Origin of the sequence: Bacillus sp. AF62, assembly GCF_050312695.1 — a bacterium.
Taxonomy (GTDB): Bacteria; Bacillota; Bacilli; order Bacillales; family Bacillaceae_G; genus Bacillus_A; species Bacillus_A cereus.
Genome location: NZ_JBNPJZ010000043.1, coordinates 1 through 26,899, shown reverse-complemented (window position 1 = coordinate 26,899; position 26,899 = coordinate 1). Strand labels below are relative to the sequence as shown.

Genomic DNA, 26,899 nt, shown 5'->3' with positions numbered 1-26,899 from the left:
TCGCCTTTCTTCAGAGCTTTATCTCCTACCAGCCGTTGGAACGGGGTAAAGTGAAACTTTCTTTTGCGCTTTTTGCAAAAGATTAGCCCATACTAATCGAGTTCTTACTATTTTCACTAGCAACTAGAAATTACTTATTATTATGTTTTACCGTTTCAGCGGAGCAATGTAATCATTACATAATTAGGGGGATTTCTATATGACATCAAAATTGAAGATGCGAAATATTATTTTTATTTTAATCGGTTCCGCTATATTTTCTTTCGGTATTGTCAATATCAATATTGAAAACCACCTTGCAGAAGGTGGGTTTACTGGTATTACACTATTATTGTATTTTTTATTTAAGTTTGATCCTTCCTACTCAAACTTAATTTTAAATATCCCTATATTTTTTATTGGTTGGAGGTTACTTGGCAGAACGACATTTTTATATACATTAATCGGCACATTTAGCGTATCTTTATTTCTATGGATTTTCCAGCGTTACGAAGTGCTCAACTTACATTTAAACTTGCAAAATGATATGACACTCGCAGCTTTATTCGCCGGGGCATTTATCGGTATCGGCCTTGGGATAATATTTAAATATGGCGGGACTACTGGCGGTGTAGATATTATCGCACGACTAGCCCACAAATATGTTGGCTGGAGTATGGGTAAAACGATGTTTATGTTCGATGCTGTCGTTATCGTCGTCTCTATTCTTACCTATTTATCATACCGCGAGGGTATGTATACGTTAGTTGCTGTTTTTATCGGGGCTAAAGTCATTGATTTTATGCAAGAAGGAGCCTATGCCGCCAAAGGAGCGACTATTATCTCAGAGAAAAACGATGAAATTGCTGCCAAAATTTTATCTGAAATGGAGCGCGGAGCAACCTTTTTAAAGGCTGTTGGATCGTATACAAAAGTGGAACGTAACGTACTGTATTGCGTTGTTGCTAAAAATGAAATCGTGAAATTAAAGAATATTATTACTTCAGTAGATCCTCATGCATTTGTCGCTGTAAGTGATGTACATGATGTAGTTGGTGAAGGATTTACGTTAGATGAAAATAAAAACCCTTTACATAATTAAATGTAACTAGAAAAGCGCCTTAGCTTTTCTAGTTTTTTATTACAAGTCTTTTAAGCTTCTCCAAATCCTCATAAATAAGCTCCAATAAACTCCGATTATAAAAAATGGAAGCTGGATGAAAAGTTGGAAAAACATGATATTCATTCTCTGACCATGTAAACTCTGCACTTTGCATATCCTTTAATTTTTGAATGGGCTGTTTTAATAATTGCCCGTGTACATCTGTGATTTTTTTATTTTTTCCTGTTAAACGTTGAAGACCAATATTTCCAAGCGTGACGATAAGCCTCGGATTTATTTTCTCTAATTCATAATCTAACAAAGGCGCATGGGCAACTATTTCTCCTTGATTTGGCGTTCTATTATACTTTTTTTGTATGCTTTCACCATTTCGTTCTTTTTTCTCTCGCCATTTATAAGGTCTACTCCGAACAGCGCTCGTAATATATACTTCTTCCCTCGTAACGTGAATACGCTCTAAAAAACCCATTAATTGTTTTCCCGACCTCCCGCTAAACGGAATCCCATTATGAATTTCTGTTTCACCAGGCGCTTCTCCTAACAACATAAATTTGGGATTTTCAGGACCTTGTCCACTTAAAAAACCTTCTAGTTGATAAGGAGCACTACGCTCTTTCACTTGTTTTACTAAATGGTCTGGATATTTCATTTCCCCCACCGCCTTTCCGCATTACTTCTATTATTTCTATTTGTAATACATTATATAATTCAATCCACACAACAAAAAAAAGACTATCAAAATTGATAGTCTTTAGTCGTCGCTACGCTGCATACCAGTATACATTAATACGAGACGTAATAATTCAAATACCGCTACAGCTGCAGCTGCTACATATGTTAATGCTGCTGCATTTAATACTTTACGAGCTTGGCCATATTCATCTGTTGATACGATACCTAACGCTTCAATTTGTTGCATTGCACGCTTTGAAGCATCGAACTCAACTGGTAATGTAACAAGTTGGAACACAACACCTGCAGCCATTAAAATAATTCCTAATAACAATAGTTTCGACATTGTCGCAAATATACCAATCATAATAAATACCCATGATATATTCGATCCAAAATTCGCCACAGGAACTAACGAATGACGAATACGCATAAAGTTATAATCTTGCGCATCTTGAATTGCGTGTCCTACTTCATGTGCTGCCACTGCTGTACCAGCAACTGAATGTCCATAATAGTTATCTGTTGATAATCGAACCGTCTTGGCCGTTGGATCATAATGGTCTGATAAATGACCTGGTGTTTCTTCCACAGCTACATTGTATAATCCATTTTCATCTAAAATTTTTCGAGCCACTTCCGCTCCTGTCATACCTGATGTTGAATAAACTTGTGAATACTTGCTATAGGCACTTCGTACTCTTGACTGTGCATACAACGGTATGATCATTATGATCGCGAAGTAAATTAAATAAAACATCATGAACCTCCATTGAAGTTTTAATTATAGTACTTCTCATTCTATTTTCTTCTGCCACTATTGTCAATGAATAAACCTTACAATCCATATCTTTACTTATTACATTATCTATTTTTAGAATGCACATTACTTTTTCTTTTTTCTCTCTCTCCTTTATACTTTCTCCATCCAACATAAGTTAATGTGAATAAAATAAGTCCCCCAGTAATTGTCATAAACCAAATGAGAGAAGGTGCAATTTCATCCTTTTTTACTGTGTGAAATATCTTTTGCAAATCCCCTTTAATAATCCCTAATTGCATTTGGCCACCTTTCGTTTTTAACATAACGTTACGAAATTCATCCAAATAAGATAAATGAACATTTACACGCTGTACCTCGTTTTCTGGCAAAGCAATCATTAAACTTGGATAAATAATATTGAATTCATTTAAAAATGTATTTAATGTTTGTTGAAACTGCCCAGCATCTTCTTTTTCCATCGCTTTTTCCATTTGAGAAAAGGCATCCATTACTTTCCTTTCTCTTTCCATCCAAAGTGGTTGATATTTCGATACTTGTGCATCAACAGCAAGTTGTAATGCCAACACATTATCCATTTTAGCTTGCTTACCTAAACCTTCTTCAGAGAGCGATTGCTGCGCCTTGTCGTAAGCTAAAGAAATAACTCTAACTTGATCTGGTGTTACTTCATGCTTCTTTTCATTCCCCTTCATTAAAAATTGCTCTGAGAAAAGTTGTAATACTTGTACCGCTTTTTCATCTTCATTACGCTTCACTAACTGTAACGAGTCGTCTAACAACCCTGTTAGCTCATTCCACTCTTCAGCATATATACGTAACGGAAACATTATAATTAGAAATGCTATCAATCCAATTAATGTTCTCTTCATCCCGGTCCCCCCTATAACTACTAGTACAAAATATGTTAATTGGGACAAGAATAGAACAGAACTGAACCGAAAAATATATTATCGTTTTACAAAGAAAAAATTCTCTTTAAGCAGAGAATTTTTTCTTTGACATCCTTTTCTTTTTTACGAAATATCTATATAAGCTATAACAAAGTATACTACCACCTAAAATGAATAATAAAATAGCACACGCAGCATGCATAAAGAACTCCTCTGGTAGCATTAATATAACTGGATCCGTTTCAATATCAAACATCCAATAATCATTACTGAATAAAAGCTTATGGAATAATACAAAGCTCTTTTCAAAATTAATAGCGATTGGTAACATAAGCGCTATCGGAAAAATGATTGTTAAAATCGATCCGTGCAGTAAAAACTTTTCATTTTTCTTTTTTAATAAATAAATTCCACCTATCACTGCAATCATAATTGTCGCATACATCACATATTGAATCTTTACTAAAATATTTTTAACATCTACAAAATGAATACGGCCATTTGTAGACATATCTAATGTTGGCAAATGTAATGCTCCGTCATAAAACGGGGATAAATATGTAATAAGCACATCGTAATTTCTTTTAATTTCATCCTTCGTCATATCCGCTAAATCAGGAATATTTAAAAAATCAATTTCAAAATAATACAGCCATTTTCCATACACAACTGCCGTTGTTGCGAGTGCAAAAATAGAAAATGCTATGCTATATGAAACAACTAAAGTAATCAATCGATCCAATATTTTTGTACCACTCTTATTTTTCTCCATGTTCTCCCCCTAAATGTTCTAACCATCATAAAGAAAATTGTTTCCTGTGCTCACGTAAGCAACAATAATATGTAATACATAGTACAGCAACGCTTAACCAAAACGTAAAATAACCAATTTCCTCTACAAACAAATGCATAATTCCATATCGTGGCATTTGCCAAAATAAATAATCAATTGCATCGTTATGCAACGTCCATACACCCGCTACTATAAAATGCCATTTTTTTATACGGTAAAATGGAGCATATAAAACACCTTGCACTGCCATCGCAAAGTGCGAAAGCATTAACATGTAGCCCATAAGGCCAATAGGACCTTTTACGTAAATCATAATCGCATTTACAACAACAGCCCAAATACCATATTTTATTAAAGTAACAATCGCTAGCGCTTCTATTAATCCCCAGTTTCTCTTTGTCAAAAAAGCAATTAAAACAAAGACAAAAAAGAGACTCGCCATAGGACTATCTGGTACAAACGGCCAAAATATAGGTGACGTTTCTTTCAGTTGATTTCCGTACCATATAAACCCGTAAATTGTACCTAATATGTTAACAACCAATAAAAATAATAATACCGAGCGTTGTCTTAACATTGCATACAAGTACACCAATCTGTATGTCCAACACCTTTCAAGCAAAGTAATTCATTCACTAAATCCTACTCTATTATAACAAACTTCATCCAACTAAATAGAAAAGCTGACTACAAATTTTGTAGTCAGCTTTTTATTATTTTTTATTATACTTTGCAACGAATTCCGAAAGCTTCTTCAGTTCCTCATCTGTACCTTTAAATACACCTTTAGGCATGGAACCTTTTCCATCTTTCGCAATTTTAGCAATTTCTTCTGGCTTTAAAGTTAAGTTTTGCAGTGCTGGTGCTGCCGCCCCGCCCTGTAAGTTGTCACCATGACATGTTAAACAAGTATTTTTTTGCATTAATTTATAGCCATCATCATTTTTATCAACTGGCGCGGTTTTTACAATTGCTCCTTGTTTCTTTGCAGCTTCCCAGTCGTGGTGTGCTACAGATTCCCAAGTTAAAAAGATAATCGATGCAATTGCTAAAAGCATAAATCCAGTTGCTACAGGACGCTTCAATGGACGTCTTTCTGGACCTCGATCAAGAAATGGAGCTAACAGTAATGCACCAAACGCAATCCCTGGCATAATAAACGCTCCAATTACAGTAAATGAACCGGAAGCATAAGAATACTTTAATAACTGATACAAGAATAAGAAATACCAATCTGGAAGTGGTATATATCCAGCATCTGTTGGATCCGCCATTCTCTCAAGCGGCGACGGATGCGCCACTGTTAAACATAAATAACCGATTAAAAAAACTGCACCAACCATCCATTCTTTTAACAAGAAGTTCGGCCAAAATGCTTCTGTTTTCCCTGGGTATTCAGAATAGTCTTTTGGAATATTTGGTTTCCGAGCTACCGGTACCCGAGAATCTCCTACAAACTTCATCCCTTTGCCGCGATGCATAATCTCCCTCCTTTAGTTCTTTCCCCTTTAATTTAGCAATCTCTTATAGTGGACCGGAAATACCTTGTTTGCGAATCATGATGAAGTGGAAGGCCATTAAACCTAGAAGTGCTGCCGGTAAGAAGAAGACGTGAATAGCAAAGAAGCGAGTTAATGTTTGAGCGCCAACAATTTCGGAATGACCAGCGAGTAATGTTTTAATATAAGGACCAATGAGCGGTGTTTGCTCTGCAATTTGAATCCCTACTTTTGTAGCAAATAAAGCTTTCATATCCCACGGTAATAAATATCCGGTAAAACCAAGACCTAACATAACAAAGAAAATAAGAACACCAACAATCCAGTTTAACTCACGGGGCTTTTTATACGCACCTTGGAAGAAAACTCTGAGTGTATGTAAAAACATCATTACAATTACGAGACTAGCACCCCAGTGGTGCATACCACGAACAATTTGCCCATAAGCAACTTCATTTTGTAAATAGTAAACTGATTCCCAAGCATTTTTAATATCAGGCACATAATACATCGTCAAAAACATTCCAGATAAAATTTGAATTACAGTAACGAAAAAGGTAAGTCCTCCAAAGCAATAGACGAATGCAGAAAAGTGATGTGCCGGGTTTACATGTTCAGGTACTTCATGATCAGCGATATCACGCCATATCGGTGTAATATCTAATCTTTCATCTACCCAATCATAAATTTTATTTAACATCTACTTTGCACCCCCTCTTGGCTTCGCTTTTCCTAGATACAGCGTTCCATCTTTCACTTTAGACTCGTACACATCCAGCGGAGCAAGGGGTGGCGTACCTTTAATGTTCATCCCATCTTTTGTATAACGACCCCCGTGACATGGACAAAAGAATTGATTCGGATGTGCTTTGTCCGAATTCCAGTTAACTGTACATCCTAAATGTTTACATACTGGAGAGAACGCAACAATGTCTCCGCTTTCATCTTTATGAACCCAAGCCGATTTTGGTTCTTCAGACTTGTACCAACCATCAACCTGTTTCACTTTAAAATCGAAACGCTTCGGCTCTGTTGTAATATCCTTTACTTGCGCAACAGCAACCATATCTGTTCCGGCTTCTTTTCTTAACACCGGATCAAGCGCAAATCGCGTCATCGGCATTAAAATACCGGCAGCCATAAAGCCTCCTACCCCTGTGAGTGTGTAATTTAAAAATTGTCTTCTTGACACGCGATGTTCTTTCTCGCTCACGAAAATTTCCCCCCTCTATCAGAAATTGTCCCCTCGTGATAAATTATATAAAAAATAAAAACTAGGACACTATCATGATATAATACGCTCATGCACAGGTCAATATCATACTACTCATAATAATAAGAACTTTCTGTTTATTGTGAGTTTCCCCACTTCTCTTCCAACATCACCATTATATTTTTTATATGTGCATGAATAACTTCTCTTTTTGCTTGATCACTAAATTGTTCTAATGCTAATGAAGGAAACCAAAATAAATCTCCCTGTAACTCTTGCATATCCTCTTTCCATGAAAAATCACTTGTAACATAAGCAATATGCTTAAAACCTTCGCTTCGTAAATGATTTGTCCATTCTTGCAAACGACCTTTTTCATTCTTTTGACTTTCTACCAAATAAGTAAACGCAGGTAGTAAAAGCACTCTTCCTTTATACTCTCTTTCCAATTCCGTGCTCAACAATTCGATAAATTCACCTTGTTCTACAACCATTTTCATTTCTTGTGCTGCCGAAATTGATAAAAGCGGTATTACTCCTGTATCAACATACTCTCTTGCTTGTTCAAACTGTTCCACATCTTTTACACTCCACTTCAAATTCCTTCCCTCCTTCACTTGCAAATGACAGAACTTTCACTTTATATATATTAAACCATACTAAAAGAGGTAAAAAAAGAAAAACTACCCAATATAGGTAGTTTTTCTTGGTGAAAGTCTGAAATTTGTAAAAATTTATTAATCCAAATAAATTCTATAAAGTCTTTAACTCGGCCGTTAATCTATGAAACGCTTCCTTATCTTGCTTATCTAACGCTTCATCAATTTGTTTCAAAAGGCGTTCTCTCCTAAATGAAAATACACTTTCTTCCAAAAACCTTTCTGCAAGTAAACGATCTTTTTCATTTACTTCAATATGCTTTGGTAGATATGGGTTTTCTTCTAATACAGCTACATAATTCGCATTTTGAAACGATGATTTAAAGTTGAGTTGAATATAAATATCCTCATCTCGATTTAAACGAATATCATGAAACGATTTTTCAGCATCTGTTGTCATAACATTTTGTTTAAAAAAGTGAAACGGTGTGTCTTTCACACAATTCGCTGACATCACTAAGCCACGCGGACAATATTTTGCATGCTCTACGAAGTGGACTTTATGCATCAATTGGTCGTGACTCATTAAATAATTCAGAATCCATACACATTCACGCTGTTTCAGTTGGTAATTATTCAAAAACCATTTTACAAAATCCTTCTTCTCGTTTACAGAAACAGGGGTATTCATAGCAATTAAGTCCCTCCTCTGTCTTTCTCTTTTCTTTTTAGATTCAAGAAGCGGCATTCAGTTTCCTTCCAACTTATGAAAAATCCTCTAAATTATATAACAACTCTTCAATATGAATTTGTGTCGGGTCTAGTTGTAATAACTGGGTAAATACTTCTTTCGCCTCTTTTCGCTTTCCTTCTTCCAATAAGAAATAACCGTATTCTTCTAAGAAGTCTGGATGATTCTTAAAAGAAGTATATGCACTTTCATAGTGTTTTAATGCATCCGAATACATTTCTAATTGTTTTTTTGCATACGCAAGGTCCCAAAGTAGTTGTGTATCTGGTTCTCCACTATCAATAGCACGCTCTACAATTGCAATTAACTCTTCGTACTTTTCTTGTCCTTTTAAGATATACGCATATTTTAATGTTGCGCCTAAATGCCCTGGGTCTAACTCAAGTGCTTTTTGAAGAACTTCCTCTGCTTCTACTATTTTTCCTAATTTCGCCGCAATGTTCGCTAACTCTACATAAAACGGAACTGAAAGCTCATCTACTTTAATTCCTTCATGAAGCGTTTCATAGCTTTCTTGAAGCATTCCTTCTTTTTCATAGCTTTTCGCTAAATACATGTACAGTGATGCGTACTCAGGGTCTAATTCTTTTAGTTCTTGCCAAGCACCGATTGCTCTCTGATATTCTTCACCTTGGTATAATGTGAAGGCATATCCAAATAATGAGTGAATATCTTTTTGTTCCTCTAGGCCTGCTTCATAATAAGAAATCGCCTCTTCCCAGTTTCCAATCGCACTTAACGTTTCTGCAAGACGAAGTGCGATTACAACACCACCCATTACTTTATGTTCAGCTAATAGCGATTCATAATAAGTAATTGCCTTTTGTTCTTCACCTTTACTACTATATAATTCTGCTAACCCAAACGTAATAACAGGTTCATCAGGCATCATTTCTTTCGCCTTTAATAGTTTTTGCTCTGCTACATCATCAAAACCTTGCATTTGGAATAAATCTGCAACAAGTAATAAAGATTGAACATATAAATCGTCATTTTCTGGAATATCATGAAGTACTTCAATCGCTTCATCTTCTTTATCTAGATCAATATATAATTCTGCTAAAAATACAGTGAATTCACTTTCTTCCGGATACAGTAAACGTAAGTCTTCAGTAATCGCTAATGCCTCATCTGTAAATCCAAGTGTATGATAGTAACGAGCGATATCATACTTCTCTTCATCATTTGCAATTTTTAATTGTTCTTTTAATAATTGTAATCCTTTTTCCGCTTCACCATTTTCAATATATGAAACAGCTTGTTCAAACTTTTGCATAAACGTCTCCTTTAATTCTAAAAAATATTCTCTTCTGTTCATTTATCATAAGCAACTCACTGTTAGAACGCAACCTTTAGAATGAGCATGCTTCTTCTTATACTTCTTCTTACAGAGTAGGTAATTGTTCAAAAGGTTCGGATATGACACCGATACCTTATCATCATCTTCTATTGTACCGCTTTCTTTTATGACCGTGCAAATAACTTCTCTCACTAATTATCAAGCCATACAAACCGTGATTTACAGAACAACTTAATTACCAGTCTTCAACCTTTATTTTTAATACGATAAAAAAGGCTCCTATAATAGGAGCCTTCACAATCTCTTAAGAATATGTTTCTTCTTTCTGTACTTGCTCATTTACAAGCTCTTTCAGCAACTCTATAATTTCATCATTTTCTTCTTTCAAACCGACCGTAATACGAATACCATCATCGATACCAAATGCAGCACCAGAACGAACGATATATCCTTTTTTCATTAATCGTTCGAAAGCTTCATTACCTGGTATACCAAGTTTTAAGAAAATGAAATTTGTTTGAGATGGATAATAGAATACGTTATATTCTTTACAAAATGCATAATACTGATTTAGACCTTCAGCATTCTTTTTCACACAATCTTGTAAAAAGGCTTGATCTTCTAATGCAGCGAGTGCTACAGATTGCGCTACAGTTGATGTATTGAATGGTAACCTCGCTACTTCTAGCTGTCCGATTAACTTCGCATCCCCAATCGCATATCCGATACGAAAAGCAGCTAAACCATATGCTTTTGAAAACGTGCGTAAAACCATAAGATTTTCATACTTTTCAAGAAGTGGCAATGTTTGCGGATAGTCTTCTGCTTCCGCGTATTCATAATATGCTTCGTCCATAATAACGAGAGCCGACTTAGGAACTGATTCTAAAAATGAAAGTAATTTTTGTTTCTCAACATATGTACCTGTCGGATTATTCGGATTACAAATCCATACAATTTTCGTTTTATCATCTACTTGCTCTAGCATTGCATCTAAATCGTGAATACCGTCTTTAAGTGATACTTCACGAACTTCTGCTCCTTCAATAACAGCATGGTGATGATATTGTGAAAACGTAGGATTCGCCATTACAACGTTTGTTCCTTCATGTAGTAACGCTCGGCTAATCATTTGAATGACTTCATCTAATCCACTACCAAATAGTAGTTGTTCTGCTTTTACACCTAAATGTTCCGCTACTTTTGTCCGAAGTTCAAAGGCATATCCATCTGGATAAAGGGCATATTGGCTCGCTAAAGAAGTTAATGCTTCTGTCACACGCGCTGAGCAACCGAATGGATTTTCGTTCGATGCTAATTTCACAATTTTCGATAATCCATATTCCCTTTTTACTTCTTCAATGTTTTTCCCAGGCACATACGCTCTCAAAGTTAACAATTGCTCTTTCACTCTCATTTTTCTTCCCCCAGTCATTTCATTCAATTTGATTACAATACAGTTATAGCCCCTTACTGTAATCTTTTATCATAACCGTCACTATTACGAGAATACCTCTAAATGAGCACTTCACAACACTTCGCTATCATTTTAAACCATATCTTTTTGAAATGCCTCTAACGCAATATGAACAGTCTCATCTGAAATAGATACGACATTCACTACCCCATATTCCTGCATAAGCACCATATGAATTGCTCCTGCATTTGCTTTCTTATCTTGTTTCATCAATTGAACGAGGCGCTCTACATTCAAATCTCTTGGCATTTTTGGATAGCCGTATTTCAAGAACCACTGCTTCATATCTTCATAAGCAAGATCAACCTTGTACACTTGCTCACTTAAAAATATGGCGAATAACATTCCAACCGCTACGCCGTCACCGTGAGTAATATTCCCATACCCTAGCTCTTTTTCAAGAGCATGTCCTAACGTATGTCCAAAGTTCAAATGGGCACGTACACCCTTCTCTGTTTCATCTTGTGACACAACATTTGCCTTTACAGGAATCGCCTTCGTTAATATATGGATTAACTTCTCATCACGAAGATCCGCTAATGTTTGCACTTCTTCTTTTAACCAATGATATAGCTCCACATCACCAATAAGAGCATGCTTTATCACCTCTGCATAACCTGAACGCCACTCTTTTTCAGGAAGAGACTGTAAAAACGGTGTATGATATACAACCGCTTCTGGCTGATGGAATGCACCAATCATATTTTTACCTAACGGATGATTAATCGCTACTTTCCCACCTACTGCGCTATCGTGCGCTAATAAAGTCGTCGGAACCTGCACAAAGCGAATACCCCGCATAAAAGATGCAGCAACAAAACCAGCTAAATCTCCAATCATTCCGCCTCCAAGTGCAAGAATTAAAGAATTTCTATCTAATTTATTTTCAAGAGCTGACGTATGAGCCGCATAGAAATTTTCGAAAGACTTCTCTTTTTCGCCACTTGGTACAACAAACGAAAACACGTCCTGCTCCACTTGTAATGCATCGATAACTGTCTGTAAATGTAGTGATGCAACAGCTTCATCTGAAATGATCATTACGTTAGATACAGCTGGCTGCATATTTTGAACGATCATTGTTAAGTTTGACAACGCTTCTTTACCAACATGTACATCATATTCTTTTGATTTCGTTTGAATATGTATGTTTCCCATTAAAATCCCCTCGCATATTCATTATGTTTCTCAATATTTTCACGAATTAGTTCCATACGATCTAATCCGAATTGTTCTATTAAAGCTGTTGCTAATTCCCAAGCCACAACCGCTTCTGCAACGACACTAGCTGCTGGCACTGCACAACTATCTGAACGTTCAATGCTCGCTGTAAAAGGCTCTTTCGTATCAATATCTACACTTTGAAGAGGTTTATAAAGTGTAGGTATCGGTTTCATCACACCGCGCACAACAATTGGCATTCCAGTCGTCATACCGCCTTCTAATCCACCTGCATTATTTGTTCTTCTTGTATATCCATGCTCCTCATTCCATAGAATTTCATCATGAACTTCACTTCCCGGTCTATGCGCTGCTTCAAAACCAATTCCAATCTCGACACCTTTAAAAGCATTAATACTCATAATTGCAGCTGCTAATTTCGCATCCAGTTTTCGATCATAATGCACGTAGCTACCTACTCCAATTGGCATTCCTTCCACAATTACTTCAACGATTCCACCAATTGAATCACCATTTGCTTTCGCATCATCAATCGCTTTCATCATTTGGTTACCAGCTTCGTCATCTAAGCAACGTACAGGAGATGCTTCTGTAATACTCTTTAATTCTTCAATTGAACTATACGTAACCTCCTTAGCTTGTACACCGCCAATTTCAATTACATGGCCCGCCACTTTAATACCAAGTTCTGCTAACACCTTTTTAGCAACCGCACCAGCAGCAACACGCACCGTCGTTTCGCGCGCTGACGAACGTTCCAGTACATTCCTCATATCTCTATGACCATATTTAATTGCACCATTTAAATCAGCATGCCCAGGCCTTGGTTTTGTCACTTTCCTTTTTATCTCTTTTTCTTCCTGCTCAGTTAAAGGCTCTGCCCCCATAATTTTTGTCCAATGGGCAAAATCACGATTTTCAACAACGAGTGCAATAGGGGAACCTAATGTTTCTCCATGTCTAACACCACTTAAAATTTGCACTTGATCCGTTTCAATTTGCATGCGTCTACCACGCCCATATCCCTTTTGCCTTCTAGCTAACTCTTCGTTTATATCATCCGCTACTAAAGACAATCCTGCTGGAACACCTTCTATAATCGTTGTAAGTTGCGGACCATGAGATTCACCAGCTGTAATATATCGCATACGTTATTCCTCTTTTCGTATATGTATTTATCTCACTATATTAACTTTTATCATTCTAAAAATATTAAAGAAATTATATCATAAATCGACCATTTTCTTATTCTATATTTCCGATAGGCCTAATTTAAATATCAATATATCATAACAGCTCAAACTTCGTAACTAATTGAAAATAAAAAAAGTGCAAGAAGAATACCCCTATTCTCCTTGCACTTTTTACTATTATCACAGTGATTAAAGCGTTTACAAATTATTTCAAAATAATTAGTAAATCCATTCATTCATTAATTTTGAGTAGTCAACTAATTCTTCTTCTTTAAAGAAAATAGCAATCTCGCGCTCTGCGCTTTCTAAAGAATCAGAACCATGAATAATATTTTTCGCAACAGTTACACCGAAATCTCCACGAATTGTTCCAGGAGCTGCTTCATGTGGTCTTGTTTTCCCCATCATGTTACGCGCTGTATCTACTACACCTTCACCTTGCCATACCATTGCGAATACAGGTCCAGATGTAATAAAGTCTACTAACTCACCAAAGAAAGGTTTTTCCTTATGCTCAGCGTAGTGTTGTCCAGCAATTTCCGGAGTGACTTGCATTAATTTTGCACCAACTAATTGAAAGCCTTTTTTCTCAAAACGAGCTACAATTTCCCCAATGAAGGCACGTTGTACACCGTCTGGTTTTACCATTAGAAATGTTTTTTCCATAAAAAATCTCTCCACTTCTGAATTATGTATGTAATTGTATATCCCCACACACATATTATCACCCTTATCACAATTGTGCAATAGTTTTGAAATAGAGAGATTATTTTATTTTTTAGAATAAACATTAAAATTTTCGTTTTCCAATATACTTTGCAACATTTTGTAATGCATACTTTGCTTTTCCACGTGGGAGTGGTTTTATTATTTCTAAAGCTTTATGTAAATAACGTTCACTAAACGCAAATGCTTGATCAATTGCTGGACTATTTTTTACAGCATCAATAATTTCTTGCATTTCACTTGCTGTTGTATTTTCATGTACAGATGTGATTTTTTGACGAAGTACTGGATCTTCCATCGCATATAAAGCAGGGAGCGTTATGTTTCCTTGTAATAAATCTCCACCAGCAGGTTTTCCAAGTTTCTCTTCTGTGGAAACGAAGTCTAAAATGTCATCAATAATTTGATAAGACATTCCTACAAAATACCCATACCAAAATAGACGATTTACTGTATCACGATTAGCACCAGCAGCAATCGCTCCCAATTGACAACTCGCGGCAATTAATAATGCTGTTTTTCGCTTTATTCTTCTTAAATACGTTCTTAAATTTTGGTCATAATTGTATTTATCTTTAATTTGTTCAATTTCACCTTTACAGACTTCTAAAATAGTATGTGATAACGCTTGATGCGCCTCTGGGATTTCGATATTTGTTATACATTCAAGAGACTTAGCGAACAAATAGTCCCCTGTATACATCGCAATACGATCTCCCCATTTCGCATTCACAGTCGCACTGCCGCGTCGTAAAAATGCAGCATCAATAACATCATCGTGAACAAGAGAAGCCATATGAATAAGCTCTAACGCAACAGCAACATGCTTAATCGCATCTAACTTATAATCTCCAAATTTCCCTGCAAGCAACACAAATACAGGACGAATTCGCTTCCCACCAGCTTCAATAAGTTGTAATGCTGCCTCTTCTACTAATGGCTGTTCAGAAGCAACTGTCTTTTTTAATTCTTTTTCTATCACATTAATATCCGATCGTAAAAAAGAGTACATAAGTTGTAACTTCATATTGTTCACCTTAACCTAAAACTTCTTTTTTCTTTTTTCTTTTTTCTATTTTGATTCTGGTTTAATACCTAAATGCATCGCTGCTACCCCAAAAGTAAATGGTTTCACTTGCACACGTTCAAGTCCAGCTTGCTCAAACATTTGGGCCAATTCTTTCATCCCTGGGAATGCACTAGCAGATTCTTGAAGCCATGAATATTCTTTATAACTTTTCGCAAACATCTTTCCAAATAACGGCATGATATATTTAAAGTATAAAATATACCCTTGTCGAAAACCAATCATTGTTGGTTGAGATGTTTCTAAACAGATTACTTTTCCACCTGGTTTTACTACACGCGTCATTTCTTTTAATACGTGCATATAATCCGGTACGTTACGTAAACCAAACCCAATTGTTACATAATCAAACGTATTATCTTCAAATGGAAGCTCCATTGCATTCCCATGTAGAAGTTCTACTTGTTTTAATTGTAACGCCTCTACCTTTTGCTTACCGACAGATAACATATTTTCACTGAAGTCTAAGCCAACAACCTTTCCTTGCTCACCTACCGCTCCAGCTAGCGCAATTGTCCAATCTGCGGTTCCGCAGCATACATCAAGCGCTTTACTGCCAGGTTGTACATCCATAATTCGCATCGTTTCTTTACGCCACGCTTTATGTCTTTGAAAACTAATTACAGAATTCATCACATCGTATTTATCAGAAATCTTTTCAAATACGTCATGTACTCTTTCTTCTTTTGATTGTTGCATGCTCGTACCTTCTTCCAATGTAAAATTGCTTATGTCTTCTATTTATCCCTTAACACAGAATTTATTTCACTTACGTCTGTGTGATTTTCTAAAAATTGTTTTTCTTTCTTTCTCAATTCCATCATCCAACCATTAATCACTACTTCTGCTTTATCCCCTAAAGCATCTTGCACCGCTTGAAAAACAGGTGAATGTTGTTTATTAGCATACAATTGAATTTCTTTTTGAAGGCGATTTCCACCTAATACGTATGTGATAAATGGCTTCCAATGTGATAAATGAAAATGATCACATGTTTTTTGAAGGAGCGCAGACTCAATCGTTACTACGCTTTTCATTATGTCATCCGTCGTTTCATGCGCTTTTTGGTATAACATAATTTTGTGTTCATTTATCTCTTTAATTCCTTCAGCAAGTGCACGAATTAAAACAATATCACGATTCATAGACAATAAATAATAATATAGTCCACTATAGTAATCGCCTGCAAGTACTGTTAATTGACGACATTTATGGAATTCAATCTCTTCCTCGCCTGCTTTATTTGATACCCTTTCATGCGTATCAAGCGCAATTTGTACAAGCATAATTGTTACTACGTAATGCTCAATTTGTTCTATATGTAAGTTTGCACTCTTTAAAGCACCATATAACAATGCTATCTTTTCTTCATCAATAAATGGTTCTTCAATATAGTTTATAAAATAAGGATGGCGTAATTTCTCCATCAATTTCTCTTTTATACCCGCATACCCTCCGTAGATGTCACACACAAAAAATCACCCTTGTTTTCTAATTCATAAAACTTATTATAACACATACACTCTATTTTCTATAACCAAAACTTGGCTACACCTACCATTCATGTAAGCAATCTTTCTAATCTCACTCTGTCTAGCTAAAACTATATCATTTATTTACTAAAAAAAAAAAAGAAAAGCAGTTTCCCGCTTTTCTTTACTTCGCTTTAATAAACGATAAAATTTCACTGCGCGCTGCAGCATCATTTTCAAGCACACCACGCACTGCTGTCGTTACTGTTTTCGCACCTGGTTTTTTCACACCACGCATCGTCATACACATATGTTCTGCTTCTACTACTACCATTACACCATGAGGCTCTAGTACTTCCATAATAGAGTTCGCTACTGTTGATGTAATACGTTCTTGCAGTTGTGGACGACGTGCAATTGTATCTACAGTACGAGCTAATTTACTTAACCCTGTCACCTTTCCACCTTGCGGAATATATGCAACGTGAGCAACTCCATAGAATGGAACTAAATGATGCTCACACATCGAATAAAATGGTATATCTTTTACTAGTACAAGCTCTTCGTGATCTTCTCCGAATACTTTATGCAAATGCTCTTTCGGATCTTCATGCATACCTGAGAACACTTCTGCGTACATTTTTGCAACACGCTTTGGCGTATCAAGTACTCCCTCACGATTTGGATCATCCCCAATCGCCTCTAAAATAAGGCGTACTGCATGTTCAATTTGTTCTAAATTAACTTTTGCCATCCGCTAGCCCTCCCGAAAACCTAAAAGTGATACGAACACATTCTAGCATATTTATGTTTTTAAAAGCAAAAAGAAGAGTTCCCAAAAAGGAAACTCTTCTTCCCTGTTAATATGTAAGGATTATTTAACCGCATCTTTTAACGCTTTACCAGGTTTGAATGCAGGTACTTTACTTGCAGCGATTTCAATCTCCTCACCTGTTTGTGGGTTACGACCTTTACGAGCCGCACGCTCACGAACTTCGAAGTTACCGAATCCGATCAGTTGTACTTTATCACCTTGTTTTAAAGCTTCTAAGATAGAATCAAAAACAGCGTCTACTGCTTTTGTTGCGTCCTTTTTAGAAAGGGAACTTGCTTCTGCAACAGCATTGATTAAATCTGTCTTGTTCATGCCATTCACCTCCTCCCAAAGATAAGACTGTATAATGATCATAAAATGAGTCTTACTTTCATTTGTAGGCAATTTTTACAAATTCTATACTACAAAGATGTAGATAAATCATTATCAACGCCTATATTATACGATTCTCCTTTATAATTCAATATTTTTAAGGAAATTGTTACTCTGAAAATGTGAAAATCTGATGAAACTTGACAATTTACAACAATGTATTAGATAATGACTGTTTATTTTTCTATTTTATAATCGAAAAAACAAAAAATCCCTCTACAGTGAGAGGGATTTTTCTTATAGTATAATCGCAATTAATCCGCCAGATCCTTCATTAATAATTCTTTCTAGCGTTTCTTTTAATTTATATCTAGCATTTTCTGGCATTAAAGATAATTTCGCCTGAATTCCTTCTCGAACAATCGAGCTAAGCGAACGTCCAAATATATCAGAATTCCAAATTGATAACGGGTCATCTTCAAAATCTTGCATTAAATAACGAACTAATTCTTCACTTTGCTTTTCAGTACCAATGATCGGCTCAAACGTTGACTCTACATCTACTTTAATCATATGAATAGATGGCGCTACCGCTTTTAACTTCACACCAAACCTTGAACCGTGACGAATAATTTCTGGCTCATCTAAGCTCATATCCGCTAGCGCAGGGGCTGCTACACCATATCCTGTTTGCTTAACCATACGCAATGCATCTGCCACTTGGTCGTATTCTATTTTCGCATGAGATAAATCGAGCATAAGCTTCAATAAATGATCTTTCCCTCGAATTTCTACTCCTACTACTTCTTTTAAAATCTGATCATATAATTCATCTGGCGCATATAAATCAATCTCCGCCACACCTTGCCCCATATCAATGCCAGCTAGGCTCGCTCGATCAATAAATTCATATTGACTAAACTGCCAAACAACGCGATCCACATCACGAAGACGTTTTATATCCTTCACAGTTTCTTGAACTGCTTCTTGATAACTTTGACGCAACCAATGCCCTTCATTTAGCACCATTACCCAGCTCGGAAGGTTCACATTCACTTCTAATACAGGGAATTCAAATAGCGCTTCACGAAGTACATTATATACATCTGTTTCTCTTAAACTCTCCACACTCATTGCAATAACCGGGATATCATATTCTTCTGATAAACTTTGGCGTAATTGCTCTGTATCTGGATGATACGGCTGTACCGTATTAATTATCATAATGAAAGGTTTTCCTACTTCTTTCAACTCATTTACAACGCGTTCTTCTGCCTCTATATAATCTCTTCTTGGAATTTCACCAATTGTTCCATCTGTTGTAATTACAACACCAATTGTTGAATGTTCTTGAATTACTTTACGCGTGCCGATTTCTGCAGCTTCATGGAATGGAATAGGTTCTTCATACCAAGGGGTATTAATCATGCGCGGGCCATTCTCATCTTCATAGCCCTTCGCTCCTGGAACCGTATATCCAACACAATCTACTAATCGAATGTTCACTTCAAGTCCTTCATCTACTTCGATAGAAACCGCTTGGTTTGGAACAAACTTCGGTTCCGTCGTCATAATTGTACGACCAGCAGCACTTTGAGGCAATTCATCCTGCGCTCTTTGACGGTCAGACTCATTCTCAATATTTGGAATAACTACAAGTTCCATAAATTTTTTAATGAATGTTGATTTCCCTGTTCGAACAGCTCCTACAACTCCAAAATAAATATCACCGCCTGTTCGTTCTGCAATATCTTTAAAAATATCTACCTTTTCCAAGTGATTCCCTCCCTCAAAATTTTTGGGAATAATTCCGCGTTTATAGTCAACTAACACCTTCTCTAACGTTGCCTATAATATCTGATATAATATAATGGTATTCTAGAAGTTCGGACAATATATCATATAATTTTGTCCAATTTCATATGACTATTAAAAAATATCTTTTGTTTGCATCGTAAGTTGTATAACATAAAAAACCTTTCTTCTAGAACTTATTCACTAAAAGAAAGGTTCATGACTTATGATTTTAAAAAAATTGGTTCTCCGTTCTTTACTGTGTACGGTAAAGAATAGGCTGGTACAAACGGGGAACCTTTCGAAAGTATATTTCGAATATCTTCTCCCTCCGTAAACTGCCCTTCATTTTTTTTCAAAGCGTCATATAAGTCGATTCTATAATCAACAAAAACTTCTCCTTTTTCATTAATTACAAAAGGAAGCCCTTTACCAGAATATGGACTTGTCACTTGTGGCACATCTTTATATCCTAGTTTTTTGAAATCCAATTCATATACACCATCTGAAATTACTTTTTTAAAAGGTGGATATTGATGTTCATCACGATACATCCTAAGTTTTAAAGATAATTCCTGAATTTGTTCAGCCATCCTAACATCAATTAACTTTACTGTTGGATTTGTTTCAACGTCTATTAATACGTATTGATATACTCCTCCACTTTCATATGCATTCCCTGGCGCTTCTTGTATGTAACGCGGAGCAATCTGTTGAAAATCGATTGGATACTTTTGATAAATAGGTGTACTCATATCCCTCGTCTTAATTGGCAATATCCCATCATTTTGCTCCTTAAATGTCACAACAGCTTTTTGAACAACCTGTAGCTGATCTTCATAAGGAACCGCATTTTGCTTCATATTTTCTTTCGGATACAGACACCCCGTTAAAAGGCTCATACAACAAAATATTAAAATAATATGGACTTTTTTCACTAGCATCACCTTTTCATACTAATATAACTTGCTCCGTATGTAGTATTTTCGAGACCATTCCATTTACTGCTGTACAGGTCCACTAAATACAACAAGAAAAATAACAATTCCTGACACAACCATAAGGGTGTACGCTACTAACGCTGTAATCCCTTTCAAAAATTTATTCTTTATTTTATGTCTACTTAATAAAATAAAACTTACTGCAAAAAACATAAATCCAATTGCCCCTAAAGCCAACCACATTTTCATAAGCCCTTCTGACATATACACACCCCTTTTTATTAATCTATTTTTATACTATTTTAACAAATTAAAATCTTTAAACAAATACAAAAAGAACATTTTACTACAAATCGCGAATATGTAACTTTAATCAATAGGTTTTTCAGCATCTTCCACCAATCTAGATAAAAATAAAACCGAAGCTATTGTATCTCTCGCTTCGGTTGACCAAATATGCCCAAAAACAGCTCTATTCCCATTCTTTCATGGCTATCATATGCAATCTACAAACTCTTTGTTTCTCATAATTTATTTTTTAAACATTTTGCTTAACGAGCCAAAATCTGCTGGCATATTATTATTAATAATCGCTTTTACAATTTGATCCTCTTGCTCTTTCGGCACTTCACGTCCCGCCATAAGAGCCACTTGATGAATCAATTGACGAAGTACAGTTTCATCACGTAAATTCGCATTTTGCACGGATGATGCTAATTTAAAAATATCTTCTTTATTTACTTTCGCTTCCTTCTCAATATTATTAAAAATGTTATTATCCATTCTTTTCACCCTCTCCTCAAGTTACTCTTCATCCTATGCAAAAATAAATAAATGGTGAAAAGACCCATAAAATAAAAAAGCGACAGAAGTACAAATGTACTTCTGTCGCTTTTCTTTACAGTAAGTCAGGTATAGCTTCCACTTCATGTTTTCGAACACGTCCCATTAATGAGCCTACCGCATCTTTTACGTTATTCCCATTGAACAGCACGTCATATAAAGCAGCTGTAATCGGCATTTCAACTTCCATTTTCTCTGCCAATTCATGAGCAGCTTTCGTTGTTCTTACACCTTCCACAACCATACCCATGCTTTCTAACACTTCTTCTAAAGAATGTCCTTTTCCAAGCATATTTCCAGCGCGCCAATTTCGGCTATGAACACTTGTACAAGTTACAATTAAGTCTCCCATACCAGTTAGACCAGCAAACGTTAACGGATTCCCGCCCATTTTTCTTCCTAAACGAGCAATCTCTGTTAAACCACGTGTCATCAATGCCGCTTTTGCATTATCACCTAATCCAAGACCATCAGTTATACCAGCAGCTAATGCGATAATATTTTTTAACGCACCACCAAGTTCAACTCCAACGATATCTGGATTTGTGTATACACGAAAATAACTATTCATAAATAAATCTTGTACTTCCTCAGCCGCTTCCATACGCTTTGCTGCAGACGTAACTGTTGTCGCTTGTCGTAAACCAACTTCTTCAGCATGACTCGGTCCAGACAATACAACAACATCTTTAATTAAGTTCTCTGGAATTTCTTCCTCAATTACTTCCGAAATACGTTTTGACGTACCAGGTTCAATCCCTTTACTCGCATGAATCCAAGTAATCGGTTCTGTAACAATTTCTTTCATCTCTTGTAATACATCTCTGTACGCTTTCGTCGGTACTACTAGCAGTACTGTATTTACATCTACTAATGCTTCTTCTAAAGAAGAGTAGGCTACGATTGTGCTTGGCAATGTAATGCCTGGGAGATATCGACTATTCTCATGTTTCGTATTCATTTCATCCATAAGTTCTGAGCGATTTCCCCAAATACGTACATCATGTCCATTGTCAGCTAATACCATCGCTAACGCTGTTCCCCAGCTACCTGCTCCTACTACTGTGATTTTTGTCATAAAATCACATCCTCTCCATTAGTCTCTTGCTCGAGCAATAATGTGAATCGGCGTTCCTACAAAACCGAACGCTTCACGTAAACGATTCTTTAAGAAGCGCTCATATGAAAAGTGCATTAATTCTGTATCGTTTACAAACACAACAAATGTTGGTGGTTTTACCGCAACCTGTGTCGCATAGAAGATTTTCAGACGGCTACCATTATGAGTCGGTGTTGGATTCATCGCTACCGCATCCATAATTACATCGTTTAATACGTTTGTTTGTACACGGATACTATGGCTTTCATTTACCTCATTGATAACCGGTAATAACGTTTGTGTACGTTTTTTCGTTTTTGCAGATAAGAATACAATCGGTGCATAATCCAAGAATTGGAAATGAGCACGAATGTTTTCTTCAAATGCTTTCATTGTTTTTTCATCTTTTTTCACTGCATCCCATTTGTTTACAACGATAATAACAGCTCGTCCTGAATCATGAGCATATCCAGCGATTTTTTTATCTTGCTCAATAATTCCTTCTTCTCCGTCTAAAACAACTAAAACAACGTCAGAACGTTCAATCGCTCTAAGCGCACGAAGTACACTATACTTTTCTGTACTTTCATATACTTTTCCTTTTTTACGCATACCAGCTGTATCGATGATTACATAATCTTGATCATCTTTACTATATGGTGTATCGACAGCATCACGCGTCGTTCCTGCGATATTACTTACAATTACCCGTTCTTGACCAAGAAGTGCATTTACAAGCGATGATTTCCCTACGTTTGGACGTCCAATTAAAGAGAAACGGATTGTTTCATCGTCATACGCTTCTTCTTCAATCTTTGGAAAATGATTTGCAGCTTCATCTAACAAATCACCAAGTCCTAAACCGTGTGTACCTGAAATCGGGAATGGCTCGCCAAATCCTAATGAATAAAAATCATAAATATCACTACGCATTTCTGGATTATCAACTTTATTTACCGCAAGTACAATTGGTTTTTTAGAACGATACAAAATTTTAGCAACTTCTTCATCCGCTGCAGTTACACCATCGCGACCATTCGTCATAAAAATGATAACATCTGCTTCATCAATCGCAACTTCCGCCTGTTGACGAATTTGTGTCAAGAACGGCTCGTCTCCAATATCAATTCCACCTGTATCAATAATGTTAAACTCATGATTTAACCATTCTCCCGCACTATAAATACGGTCTCGAGTTATACCTGGGATATCTTCTACGATTGAAACTCTTTCTCCAACTATTCTATTGAAAATAGTAGATTTTCCTACGTTCGGGCGGCCTACTATTGCTATTACTGGTTTCGGCATATACTTTCATCCTTTCAACTTGCTTCTGTTTATTATGTAAAAAACCCTTCTTTGTGCAAGAAGGGATTTGCATTCCAGAATATTTCTCAACGTATCAAAACACCTCACATTATAACACACGTTCCTAATGTTTCACAATAATATATACATTCTCTTGTAAGCGATGCGCAATACCATCTAAAATTGCCTCTAAATTATTTGCAACAAATTCTAGTTCCTCCATCGACTCACAAACAAATAAAGGAGCACCACCTGCAAATTTTTCTGGCGCTGTTGTAATAACTGCCAGGATAACGCTTTCTAACATCATCTCTTATCTCCCCTTCCTTTCGGGGCTTCCGATGACATATGGACAGCACTTTCTAACGTTGGTACATTTCCTATGACACTTATTGCTTTCTCTGCATCTTGATCTTGCGGTAAGACAAAAATCCCAACCCTGCCATCCTCTAAATCACGCTTTGCTAACGGTACAAGCGCTGGTGTACCAGAATCTCTATAAATCCCTAACGCCACCGAAACATCGTGTAAAATAGCTTGCCGTTGCCCTAAATTTGAGATTGTCACCATCGCATCAATGGATTTCGGTTTTAATATAAACCCCATGCCATATTTCATAATCTCTTCTTGCCTCACCGGCAATCCAATATTCATAATATAAATATTATCGATATAAAGCCCTGCTCCTTCAAAACGCAGCGGAACATGCTCAATATCTACAAGGTCATGGAGTCTTCTACCAGACATTAATTTTTTCGCAATAAAAAATGCGATTATAGCCATAATTACTCCAGCAATCCATGAACGGAACCCTATATACGCAAACGTCGTTACAAACGACGTTAACATCGCCAAATAGTTGCGACTTTCAAAAACCAATGCAATCCCTTCAATGTACGTATTTCCACGCGGTACGAGCTCATACCCATCTAATTGTTGAAGTGTATTTCTTTCCATATTACGTACATCACGAAATTGTGTCGCTGCTAACGTAAGAAATGTAATGGCAGAAAAATCTTTTTTCAAAATAGATGGGATTGCAATCGCTCCTAAAGCTGCTGCAATTAACCCCATTGCAATATGAATAATCTTTCCATGTAGCCTCGTCGGATATTGCCGTGTATCCGTCCGAAGCATTAACACCCTTGTAACTGTCCCCGCTATTACGCCGCATAAAATGGCTGGTGTATATTCAGTCATGTATTACCCTCGCCTTTCTTTTACGTGTTTTTCTCTTAAACTGTTCCATGTATACTGATGCTTTTGCAATCCAAAACAATACTGCCATGAATAATGTAGAAACGGCGACGATATCAAAAAATGCTAAACTACCGTAATCATATGGAAAATTCAATTTCCGAAAAATAAATGTCACTAGCAACTCTCCTTGTAACATCCCTACATATAGGGAACATAATCGTAATATGCGATCCCCATGCAATAACACCGATGCATACACAAGAGCACTACTTAGCAGAAACACTCTATCCACCACAATCCAAATCGGATCATATATCTCTAACAGATGAAAACTTGTATATAACATCGCAATAATAAGTGCCGAAAGTAAGCTATATAATTTTTTCCAAACAGAATACAGCGCGATCCCTATAAAAGAAATAATACAAAGTAAAAGAGCATTTACTGATACCATGAATGAGGCGATCGTTACATGTAACGGAGAGCAAATTATAAAAATCAATATACAAGCGCCTAACTTCCACCGAATATGGTCCTTTTTCATAAAAAAGGTTACGACAACCCACCCTATCCAAGCTATAAAATAAAAAGTACTTCCATCCATCTACTTCACCTCCTATGTTTTCCATTATGGGAATTTTTTATGAAAGTTAATCCACTTTATTTACGCATAGTTTTTTCTTATAACAGCAACACTTTTAACAAGGAGGTGTTATTCATTATGGGTAAAGATCGCCAAGAACGAAAACTACGAGAATCACGCCGCGTTGAATCTGATCGTGATCAATCACTACAATATCCAGGTGCAACTGGACTTGATACACCAGAGCAGGCTCGAAAACAAAACCAGCACTAATGAATACAAAAAGACGGTTTCGATATTGTACGAAACCGTCTTTTACATATTTCTTCATAATTTCTACTCATAATACAATTCTTTTGTGTTCGCATTATAGATTCGATTACTTGACGTGGCATCAATCGTCACTATACCTATTGGTTTAGACTATAATTTACAAATATATCTGAGAATAGCGATTATCTCGATACCTATTTAAATTAATATTATATCTCTAACGAATAAGTATCTTTATCATTAATTGTACAAAATACTTCCTCGGCCTTTACAATATTATCAACTTTAACATACGAGTTTACCAATATAAACTTATAATAGTCAGATAGCATAACATACCCAGATAAAAGGTTTATAATTTCCAATTCATTTTCCCCTAATTGAAAATACAAATCAGCTAATTCTTTCGCTGCGTCTTCCATTTTAATAATATTTTGCTCTTTACTATTCGCTTTTTGTACCCTCTGCATAACGCTTAACAAATCACGCAATTGTGTTTTTCCAATTTCCCTCTCATTATATTTCTCAATCTTTAATTGGTACTGACAGTAAAGTACTAGCGCCTCATATTTATAAAAATTCTTCAAATAAAATTCTATTAATTTTTTTGCTATATTTTTATCAATAGCCATATAACATAATACCTGCTTTACTAACTCTTCTTCCTCTATTTCCAAATCTAATTCATTCAAAATATCTACATTTTGGATGGCCCTATAGTCCTTCATCTCATAAAAATTAAAAATATAGTTAATATCATATTCTTCAACTTGTTTTTTGATTTCCTTGCCAATCCCGATAATTCGCTCTAATGAAAAAAAGACAGTTATAAAGATAGATAACATTTTAACTACATCAGAACTATTAAACACATCATTAGCTAATATTACAATAGGAGGGTGTTGCAAAACTAAAATAAATATGCAATGTTATGAATCAGAAAAACTAGCTGAACATGCAATAGATAGCGA

The 26,899-nt window shown here is 36.0% G+C and carries 32 protein-coding genes; 2 read left to right on the top strand and 30 right to left on the bottom strand.

The window, feature by feature from the left end; all coding sequences use genetic code 11:
• Positions 1-199 precede the first annotated feature (199 nt).
• On the top strand, positions 200-1,081 hold the full coding sequence (locus tag ACQRBL_RS07420) for a YitT family protein (protein ID WP_000202121.1): 882 nt from the start codon (positions 200-202) through the stop codon (positions 1,079-1,081).
• Positions 1,082-1,109: 28 nt separating this feature from the next.
• Here ACQRBL_RS07420 and ACQRBL_RS07415 read toward each other — a convergent pair whose 3' ends face one another.
• The 29 genes from ACQRBL_RS07415 to ACQRBL_RS07275 form a co-directional block, all read right to left on the bottom strand.
• The gene (locus ACQRBL_RS07415; protein ID WP_000876861.1) at positions 1,110-1,751 is read right to left on the bottom strand and encodes a uracil-DNA glycosylase; all 642 of its coding nucleotides are present in this window, start codon (positions 1,749-1,751) and stop codon (positions 1,110-1,112) included.
• 102 nt (positions 1,752-1,853) lie between these two features.
• On the bottom strand, positions 1,854-2,537 hold the full coding sequence (locus ACQRBL_RS07410; protein WP_011109966.1) for a zinc metallopeptidase: 684 nt from the start codon (positions 2,535-2,537) through the stop codon (positions 1,854-1,856).
• A gap of 101 nt (positions 2,538-2,638) precedes the next feature.
• Positions 2,639-3,427 (bottom strand): sporulation protein YpjB, encoded by a 789-nt coding sequence (gene ypjB, locus ACQRBL_RS07405; RefSeq protein ID WP_000831589.1) that lies wholly within the window; start codon positions 3,425-3,427, stop codon positions 2,639-2,641.
• Between the two features lie 106 nt (positions 3,428-3,533).
• The gene (locus tag ACQRBL_RS07400; protein WP_000414374.1) at positions 3,534-4,220 is read right to left on the bottom strand and encodes a TIGR01906 family membrane protein; all 687 of its coding nucleotides are present in this window, start codon (positions 4,218-4,220) and stop codon (positions 3,534-3,536) included.
• Positions 4,221-4,245: 25 nt separating this feature from the next.
• Positions 4,246-4,836 (bottom strand): DUF1405 domain-containing protein, encoded by a 591-nt coding sequence (locus tag ACQRBL_RS07395; RefSeq protein ID WP_000262838.1) that lies wholly within the window; start codon positions 4,834-4,836, stop codon positions 4,246-4,248.
• 118 nt (positions 4,837-4,954) lie between these two features.
• Entirely contained in the window at positions 4,955-5,722 is a 768-nt protein-coding gene (gene qcrC / locus ACQRBL_RS07390; protein ID WP_000554601.1) for a menaquinol-cytochrome c reductase cytochrome b/c subunit, read from the bottom strand.
• A gap of 43 nt (positions 5,723-5,765) precedes the next feature.
• On the bottom strand, positions 5,766-6,440 hold the full coding sequence (qcrB, locus tag ACQRBL_RS07385) for a menaquinol-cytochrome c reductase cytochrome b subunit (RefSeq protein WP_000932700.1): 675 nt from the start codon (positions 6,438-6,440) through the stop codon (positions 5,766-5,768).
• Entirely contained in the window at positions 6,441-6,953 is a 513-nt protein-coding gene (gene qcrA / locus ACQRBL_RS07380) for a menaquinol-cytochrome c reductase iron-sulfur subunit (RefSeq protein WP_001290420.1), read from the bottom strand.
• A 137-nt stretch (positions 6,954-7,090) separates the two neighbouring features.
• Positions 7,091-7,552, bottom strand: a complete 462-nt coding sequence (locus ACQRBL_RS07375) for a YpiF family protein (protein ID WP_000872171.1) — start codon at positions 7,550-7,552, stop codon at positions 7,091-7,093.
• Positions 7,553-7,706: 154 nt separating this feature from the next.
• On the bottom strand, positions 7,707-8,243 hold the full coding sequence (locus ACQRBL_RS07370) for a ReoY family proteolytic degradation factor (protein WP_001095925.1): 537 nt from the start codon (positions 8,241-8,243) through the stop codon (positions 7,707-7,709).
• A gap of 73 nt (positions 8,244-8,316) precedes the next feature.
• Positions 8,317-9,579, bottom strand: a complete 1,263-nt coding sequence (locus tag ACQRBL_RS07365) for a tetratricopeptide repeat protein (protein ID WP_001168673.1) — start codon at positions 9,577-9,579, stop codon at positions 8,317-8,319.
• Between the two features lie 328 nt (positions 9,580-9,907).
• Positions 9,908-11,020: a histidinol-phosphate transaminase gene (gene hisC, locus ACQRBL_RS07360; RefSeq protein WP_001264022.1), complete on the bottom strand. Its 1,113-nt coding sequence runs from the start codon at positions 11,018-11,020 to the stop codon at positions 9,908-9,910.
• Positions 11,021-11,152: 132 nt separating this feature from the next.
• Positions 11,153-12,238, bottom strand: coding sequence for a 3-dehydroquinate synthase (gene aroB / locus ACQRBL_RS07355; protein ID WP_000526809.1), 1,086 nt, complete (start codon positions 12,236-12,238; stop codon positions 11,153-11,155).
• Positions 12,238-13,410, bottom strand: coding sequence for a chorismate synthase (gene aroC / locus ACQRBL_RS07350; RefSeq protein ID WP_001269379.1), 1,173 nt, complete (start codon positions 13,408-13,410; stop codon positions 12,238-12,240). Before aroC ends, aroB begins: the two co-directional genes overlap by 1 nt.
• Positions 13,411-13,674: 264 nt before the next feature.
• Positions 13,675-14,121: a nucleoside-diphosphate kinase gene (ndk, locus tag ACQRBL_RS07345; RefSeq protein ID WP_000415883.1), complete on the bottom strand. Its 447-nt coding sequence runs from the start codon at positions 14,119-14,121 to the stop codon at positions 13,675-13,677.
• A 124-nt stretch (positions 14,122-14,245) separates the two neighbouring features.
• Complete coding sequence (gene hepT / locus ACQRBL_RS07340; protein ID WP_000776079.1) at positions 14,246-15,208, bottom strand: heptaprenyl diphosphate synthase component II; 963 nt, start codon at positions 15,206-15,208, stop codon at positions 14,246-14,248.
• A 45-nt stretch (positions 15,209-15,253) separates the two neighbouring features.
• Entirely contained in the window at positions 15,254-15,967 is a 714-nt protein-coding gene (menG, locus tag ACQRBL_RS07335; protein WP_001187668.1) for a 2-heptaprenyl-1,4-naphthoquinone methyltransferase, read from the bottom strand.
• Positions 15,968-16,005: 38 nt separating this feature from the next.
• On the bottom strand, positions 16,006-16,740 hold the full coding sequence (locus tag ACQRBL_RS07330) for a heptaprenyl diphosphate synthase component 1 (RefSeq protein ID WP_411996500.1): 735 nt from the start codon (positions 16,738-16,740) through the stop codon (positions 16,006-16,008).
• Positions 16,741-16,924: 184 nt separating this feature from the next.
• The gene (folE, locus tag ACQRBL_RS07325; RefSeq protein ID WP_001151481.1) at positions 16,925-17,494 is read right to left on the bottom strand and encodes a GTP cyclohydrolase I FolE; all 570 of its coding nucleotides are present in this window, start codon (positions 17,492-17,494) and stop codon (positions 16,925-16,927) included.
• 120 nt (positions 17,495-17,614) lie between these two features.
• Complete coding sequence (locus ACQRBL_RS07320; RefSeq protein ID WP_001043860.1) at positions 17,615-17,887, bottom strand: HU family DNA-binding protein; 273 nt, start codon at positions 17,885-17,887, stop codon at positions 17,615-17,617.
• A gap of 297 nt (positions 17,888-18,184) precedes the next feature.
• Positions 18,185-19,663: a stage IV sporulation protein A gene (spoIVA, locus tag ACQRBL_RS07315; RefSeq protein WP_000416519.1), complete on the bottom strand. Its 1,479-nt coding sequence runs from the start codon at positions 19,661-19,663 to the stop codon at positions 18,185-18,187.
• A 242-nt stretch (positions 19,664-19,905) separates the two neighbouring features.
• The gene (locus tag ACQRBL_RS07310; RefSeq protein WP_000755480.1) at positions 19,906-20,619 is read right to left on the bottom strand and encodes a hypothetical protein; all 714 of its coding nucleotides are present in this window, start codon (positions 20,617-20,619) and stop codon (positions 19,906-19,908) included.
• A 63-nt stretch (positions 20,620-20,682) separates the two neighbouring features.
• Positions 20,683-20,886 (bottom strand): DUF2768 domain-containing protein, encoded by a 204-nt coding sequence (locus ACQRBL_RS07305; protein WP_001289005.1) that lies wholly within the window; start codon positions 20,884-20,886, stop codon positions 20,683-20,685.
• A gap of 267 nt (positions 20,887-21,153) precedes the next feature.
• Positions 21,154-21,405 carry a stage VI sporulation protein F gene (locus ACQRBL_RS07300; protein WP_000369753.1) on the bottom strand — a complete coding sequence of 84 codons (252 nt, stop codon included), beginning with the start codon at positions 21,403-21,405 and terminating at the stop codon, positions 21,154-21,156.
• A gap of 115 nt (positions 21,406-21,520) precedes the next feature.
• Positions 21,521-22,543, bottom strand: coding sequence for an NAD(P)H-dependent glycerol-3-phosphate dehydrogenase (locus ACQRBL_RS07295; protein WP_000161783.1), 1,023 nt, complete (start codon positions 22,541-22,543; stop codon positions 21,521-21,523).
• An 18-nt stretch (positions 22,544-22,561) separates the two neighbouring features.
• Positions 22,562-23,872 carry a ribosome biogenesis GTPase Der gene (gene der, locus ACQRBL_RS07290; RefSeq protein ID WP_001125890.1) on the bottom strand — a complete coding sequence of 437 codons (1,311 nt, stop codon included), beginning with the start codon at positions 23,870-23,872 and terminating at the stop codon, positions 22,562-22,564.
• A 124-nt stretch (positions 23,873-23,996) separates the two neighbouring features.
• Positions 23,997-24,182: a capping complex subunit for YIEGIA gene (locus ACQRBL_RS07285; protein ID WP_000979048.1), complete on the bottom strand. Its 186-nt coding sequence runs from the start codon at positions 24,180-24,182 to the stop codon at positions 23,997-23,999.
• Positions 24,179-25,072 carry a YIEGIA family protein gene (locus tag ACQRBL_RS07280; protein ID WP_097987171.1) on the bottom strand — a complete coding sequence of 298 codons (894 nt, stop codon included), beginning with the start codon at positions 25,070-25,072 and terminating at the stop codon, positions 24,179-24,181. Before ACQRBL_RS07280 ends, ACQRBL_RS07285 begins: the two co-directional genes overlap by 4 nt.
• Complete coding sequence (locus tag ACQRBL_RS07275) at positions 25,065-25,676, bottom strand: YphA family membrane protein (protein ID WP_002093921.1); 612 nt, start codon at positions 25,674-25,676, stop codon at positions 25,065-25,067. The genes ACQRBL_RS07280 and ACQRBL_RS07275 overlap by 8 nt, the downstream gene beginning before the upstream one ends.
• Positions 25,677-25,793: 117 nt before the next feature.
• Between ACQRBL_RS07275 and ACQRBL_RS07270 the strand changes: the two genes are divergently transcribed.
• Positions 25,794-25,928: a YpzI family protein gene (locus tag ACQRBL_RS07270; protein WP_000513900.1), complete on the top strand. Its 135-nt coding sequence runs from the start codon at positions 25,794-25,796 to the stop codon at positions 25,926-25,928.
• 209 nt (positions 25,929-26,137) lie between these two features.
• Here ACQRBL_RS07270 and ACQRBL_RS07265 read toward each other — a convergent pair whose 3' ends face one another.
• Positions 26,138-26,773 carry a hypothetical protein gene (locus ACQRBL_RS07265; RefSeq protein WP_097984467.1) on the bottom strand — a complete coding sequence of 212 codons (636 nt, stop codon included), beginning with the start codon at positions 26,771-26,773 and terminating at the stop codon, positions 26,138-26,140.
• Positions 26,774-26,899: the final 126 nt, after the last annotated feature.

Excerpts from the sequence above, each read along its gene's own strand:
- ACQRBL_RS07420 (WP_000202121.1), top strand. The coding sequence starts at position 200 with ATGACATCAAAATTGAAGATGCGAAATATTATTTTTATTTTAATCGGT.
- ACQRBL_RS07415 (WP_000876861.1), bottom strand. The coding sequence starts at position 1,751 with ATGAAATATCCAGACCATTTAGTAAAACAAGTGAAAGAGCGTAGTGCT.
- ACQRBL_RS07410 (WP_011109966.1), bottom strand. The coding sequence starts at position 2,537 with ATGATGTTTTATTTAATTTACTTCGCGATCATAATGATCATACCGTTG.
- ypjB (WP_000831589.1), bottom strand. The coding sequence starts at position 3,427 with ATGAAGAGAACATTAATTGGATTGATAGCATTTCTAATTATAATGTTT.
- ACQRBL_RS07400 (WP_000414374.1), bottom strand. The coding sequence starts at position 4,220 with ATGGAGAAAAATAAGAGTGGTACAAAAATATTGGATCGATTGATTACT.
- qcrC (WP_000554601.1), bottom strand. The coding sequence starts at position 5,722 with ATGCATCGCGGCAAAGGGATGAAGTTTGTAGGAGATTCTCGGGTACCG.
- qcrB (WP_000932700.1), bottom strand. The coding sequence starts at position 6,440 with ATGTTAAATAAAATTTATGATTGGGTAGATGAAAGATTAGATATTACA.
- ACQRBL_RS07370 (WP_001095925.1), bottom strand. The coding sequence starts at position 8,243 with ATGAATACCCCTGTTTCTGTAAACGAGAAGAAGGATTTTGTAAAATGG.
- ACQRBL_RS07365 (WP_001168673.1), bottom strand. The coding sequence starts at position 9,579 with ATGCAAAAGTTTGAACAAGCTGTTTCATATATTGAAAATGGTGAAGCG.
- hisC (WP_001264022.1), bottom strand. The coding sequence starts at position 11,020 with ATGAGAGTGAAAGAGCAATTGTTAACTTTGAGAGCGTATGTGCCTGGG.
- aroB (WP_000526809.1), bottom strand. The coding sequence starts at position 12,238 with ATGGGAAACATACATATTCAAACGAAATCAAAAGAATATGATGTACAT.
- aroC (WP_001269379.1), bottom strand. The coding sequence starts at position 13,410 with ATGCGATATATTACAGCTGGTGAATCTCATGGTCCGCAACTTACAACG.
- ndk (WP_000415883.1), bottom strand. The coding sequence starts at position 14,121 with ATGGAAAAAACATTTCTAATGGTAAAACCAGACGGTGTACAACGTGCC.
- hepT (WP_000776079.1), bottom strand. The coding sequence starts at position 15,208 with ATGAAGTTACAACTTATGTACTCTTTTTTACGATCGGATATTAATGTG.
- menG (WP_001187668.1), bottom strand. The coding sequence starts at position 15,967 with ATGCAACAATCAAAAGAAGAAAGAGTACATGACGTATTTGAAAAGATT.
- folE (WP_001151481.1), bottom strand. The coding sequence starts at position 17,494 with ATGGCAAAAGTTAATTTAGAACAAATTGAACATGCAGTACGCCTTATT.
- ACQRBL_RS07320 (WP_001043860.1), bottom strand. The coding sequence starts at position 17,887 with ATGAACAAGACAGATTTAATCAATGCTGTTGCAGAAGCAAGTTCCCTT.
- ACQRBL_RS07305 (WP_001289005.1), bottom strand. The coding sequence starts at position 20,886 with ATGTCAGAAGGGCTTATGAAAATGTGGTTGGCTTTAGGGGCAATTGGA.
- ACQRBL_RS07300 (WP_000369753.1), bottom strand. The coding sequence starts at position 21,405 with ATGGATAATAACATTTTTAATAATATTGAGAAGGAAGCGAAAGTAAAT.
- ACQRBL_RS07295 (WP_000161783.1), bottom strand. The coding sequence starts at position 22,543 with ATGACAAAAATCACAGTAGTAGGAGCAGGTAGCTGGGGAACAGCGTTA.
- der (WP_001125890.1), bottom strand. The coding sequence starts at position 23,872 with ATGCCGAAACCAGTAATAGCAATAGTAGGCCGCCCGAACGTAGGAAAA.
- ACQRBL_RS07285 (WP_000979048.1), bottom strand. The coding sequence starts at position 24,182 with ATGATGTTAGAAAGCGTTATCCTGGCAGTTATTACAACAGCGCCAGAA.
- ACQRBL_RS07280 (WP_097987171.1), bottom strand. The coding sequence starts at position 25,072 with ATGACTGAATATACACCAGCCATTTTATGCGGCGTAATAGCGGGGACA.
- ACQRBL_RS07275 (WP_002093921.1), bottom strand. The coding sequence starts at position 25,676 with ATGGATGGAAGTACTTTTTATTTTATAGCTTGGATAGGGTGGGTTGTC.
- ACQRBL_RS07270 (WP_000513900.1), top strand. The coding sequence starts at position 25,794 with ATGGGTAAAGATCGCCAAGAACGAAAACTACGAGAATCACGCCGCGTT.
- ACQRBL_RS07265 (WP_097984467.1), bottom strand. The coding sequence starts at position 26,773 with ATGTTATCTATCTTTATAACTGTCTTTTTTTCATTAGAGCGAATTATC.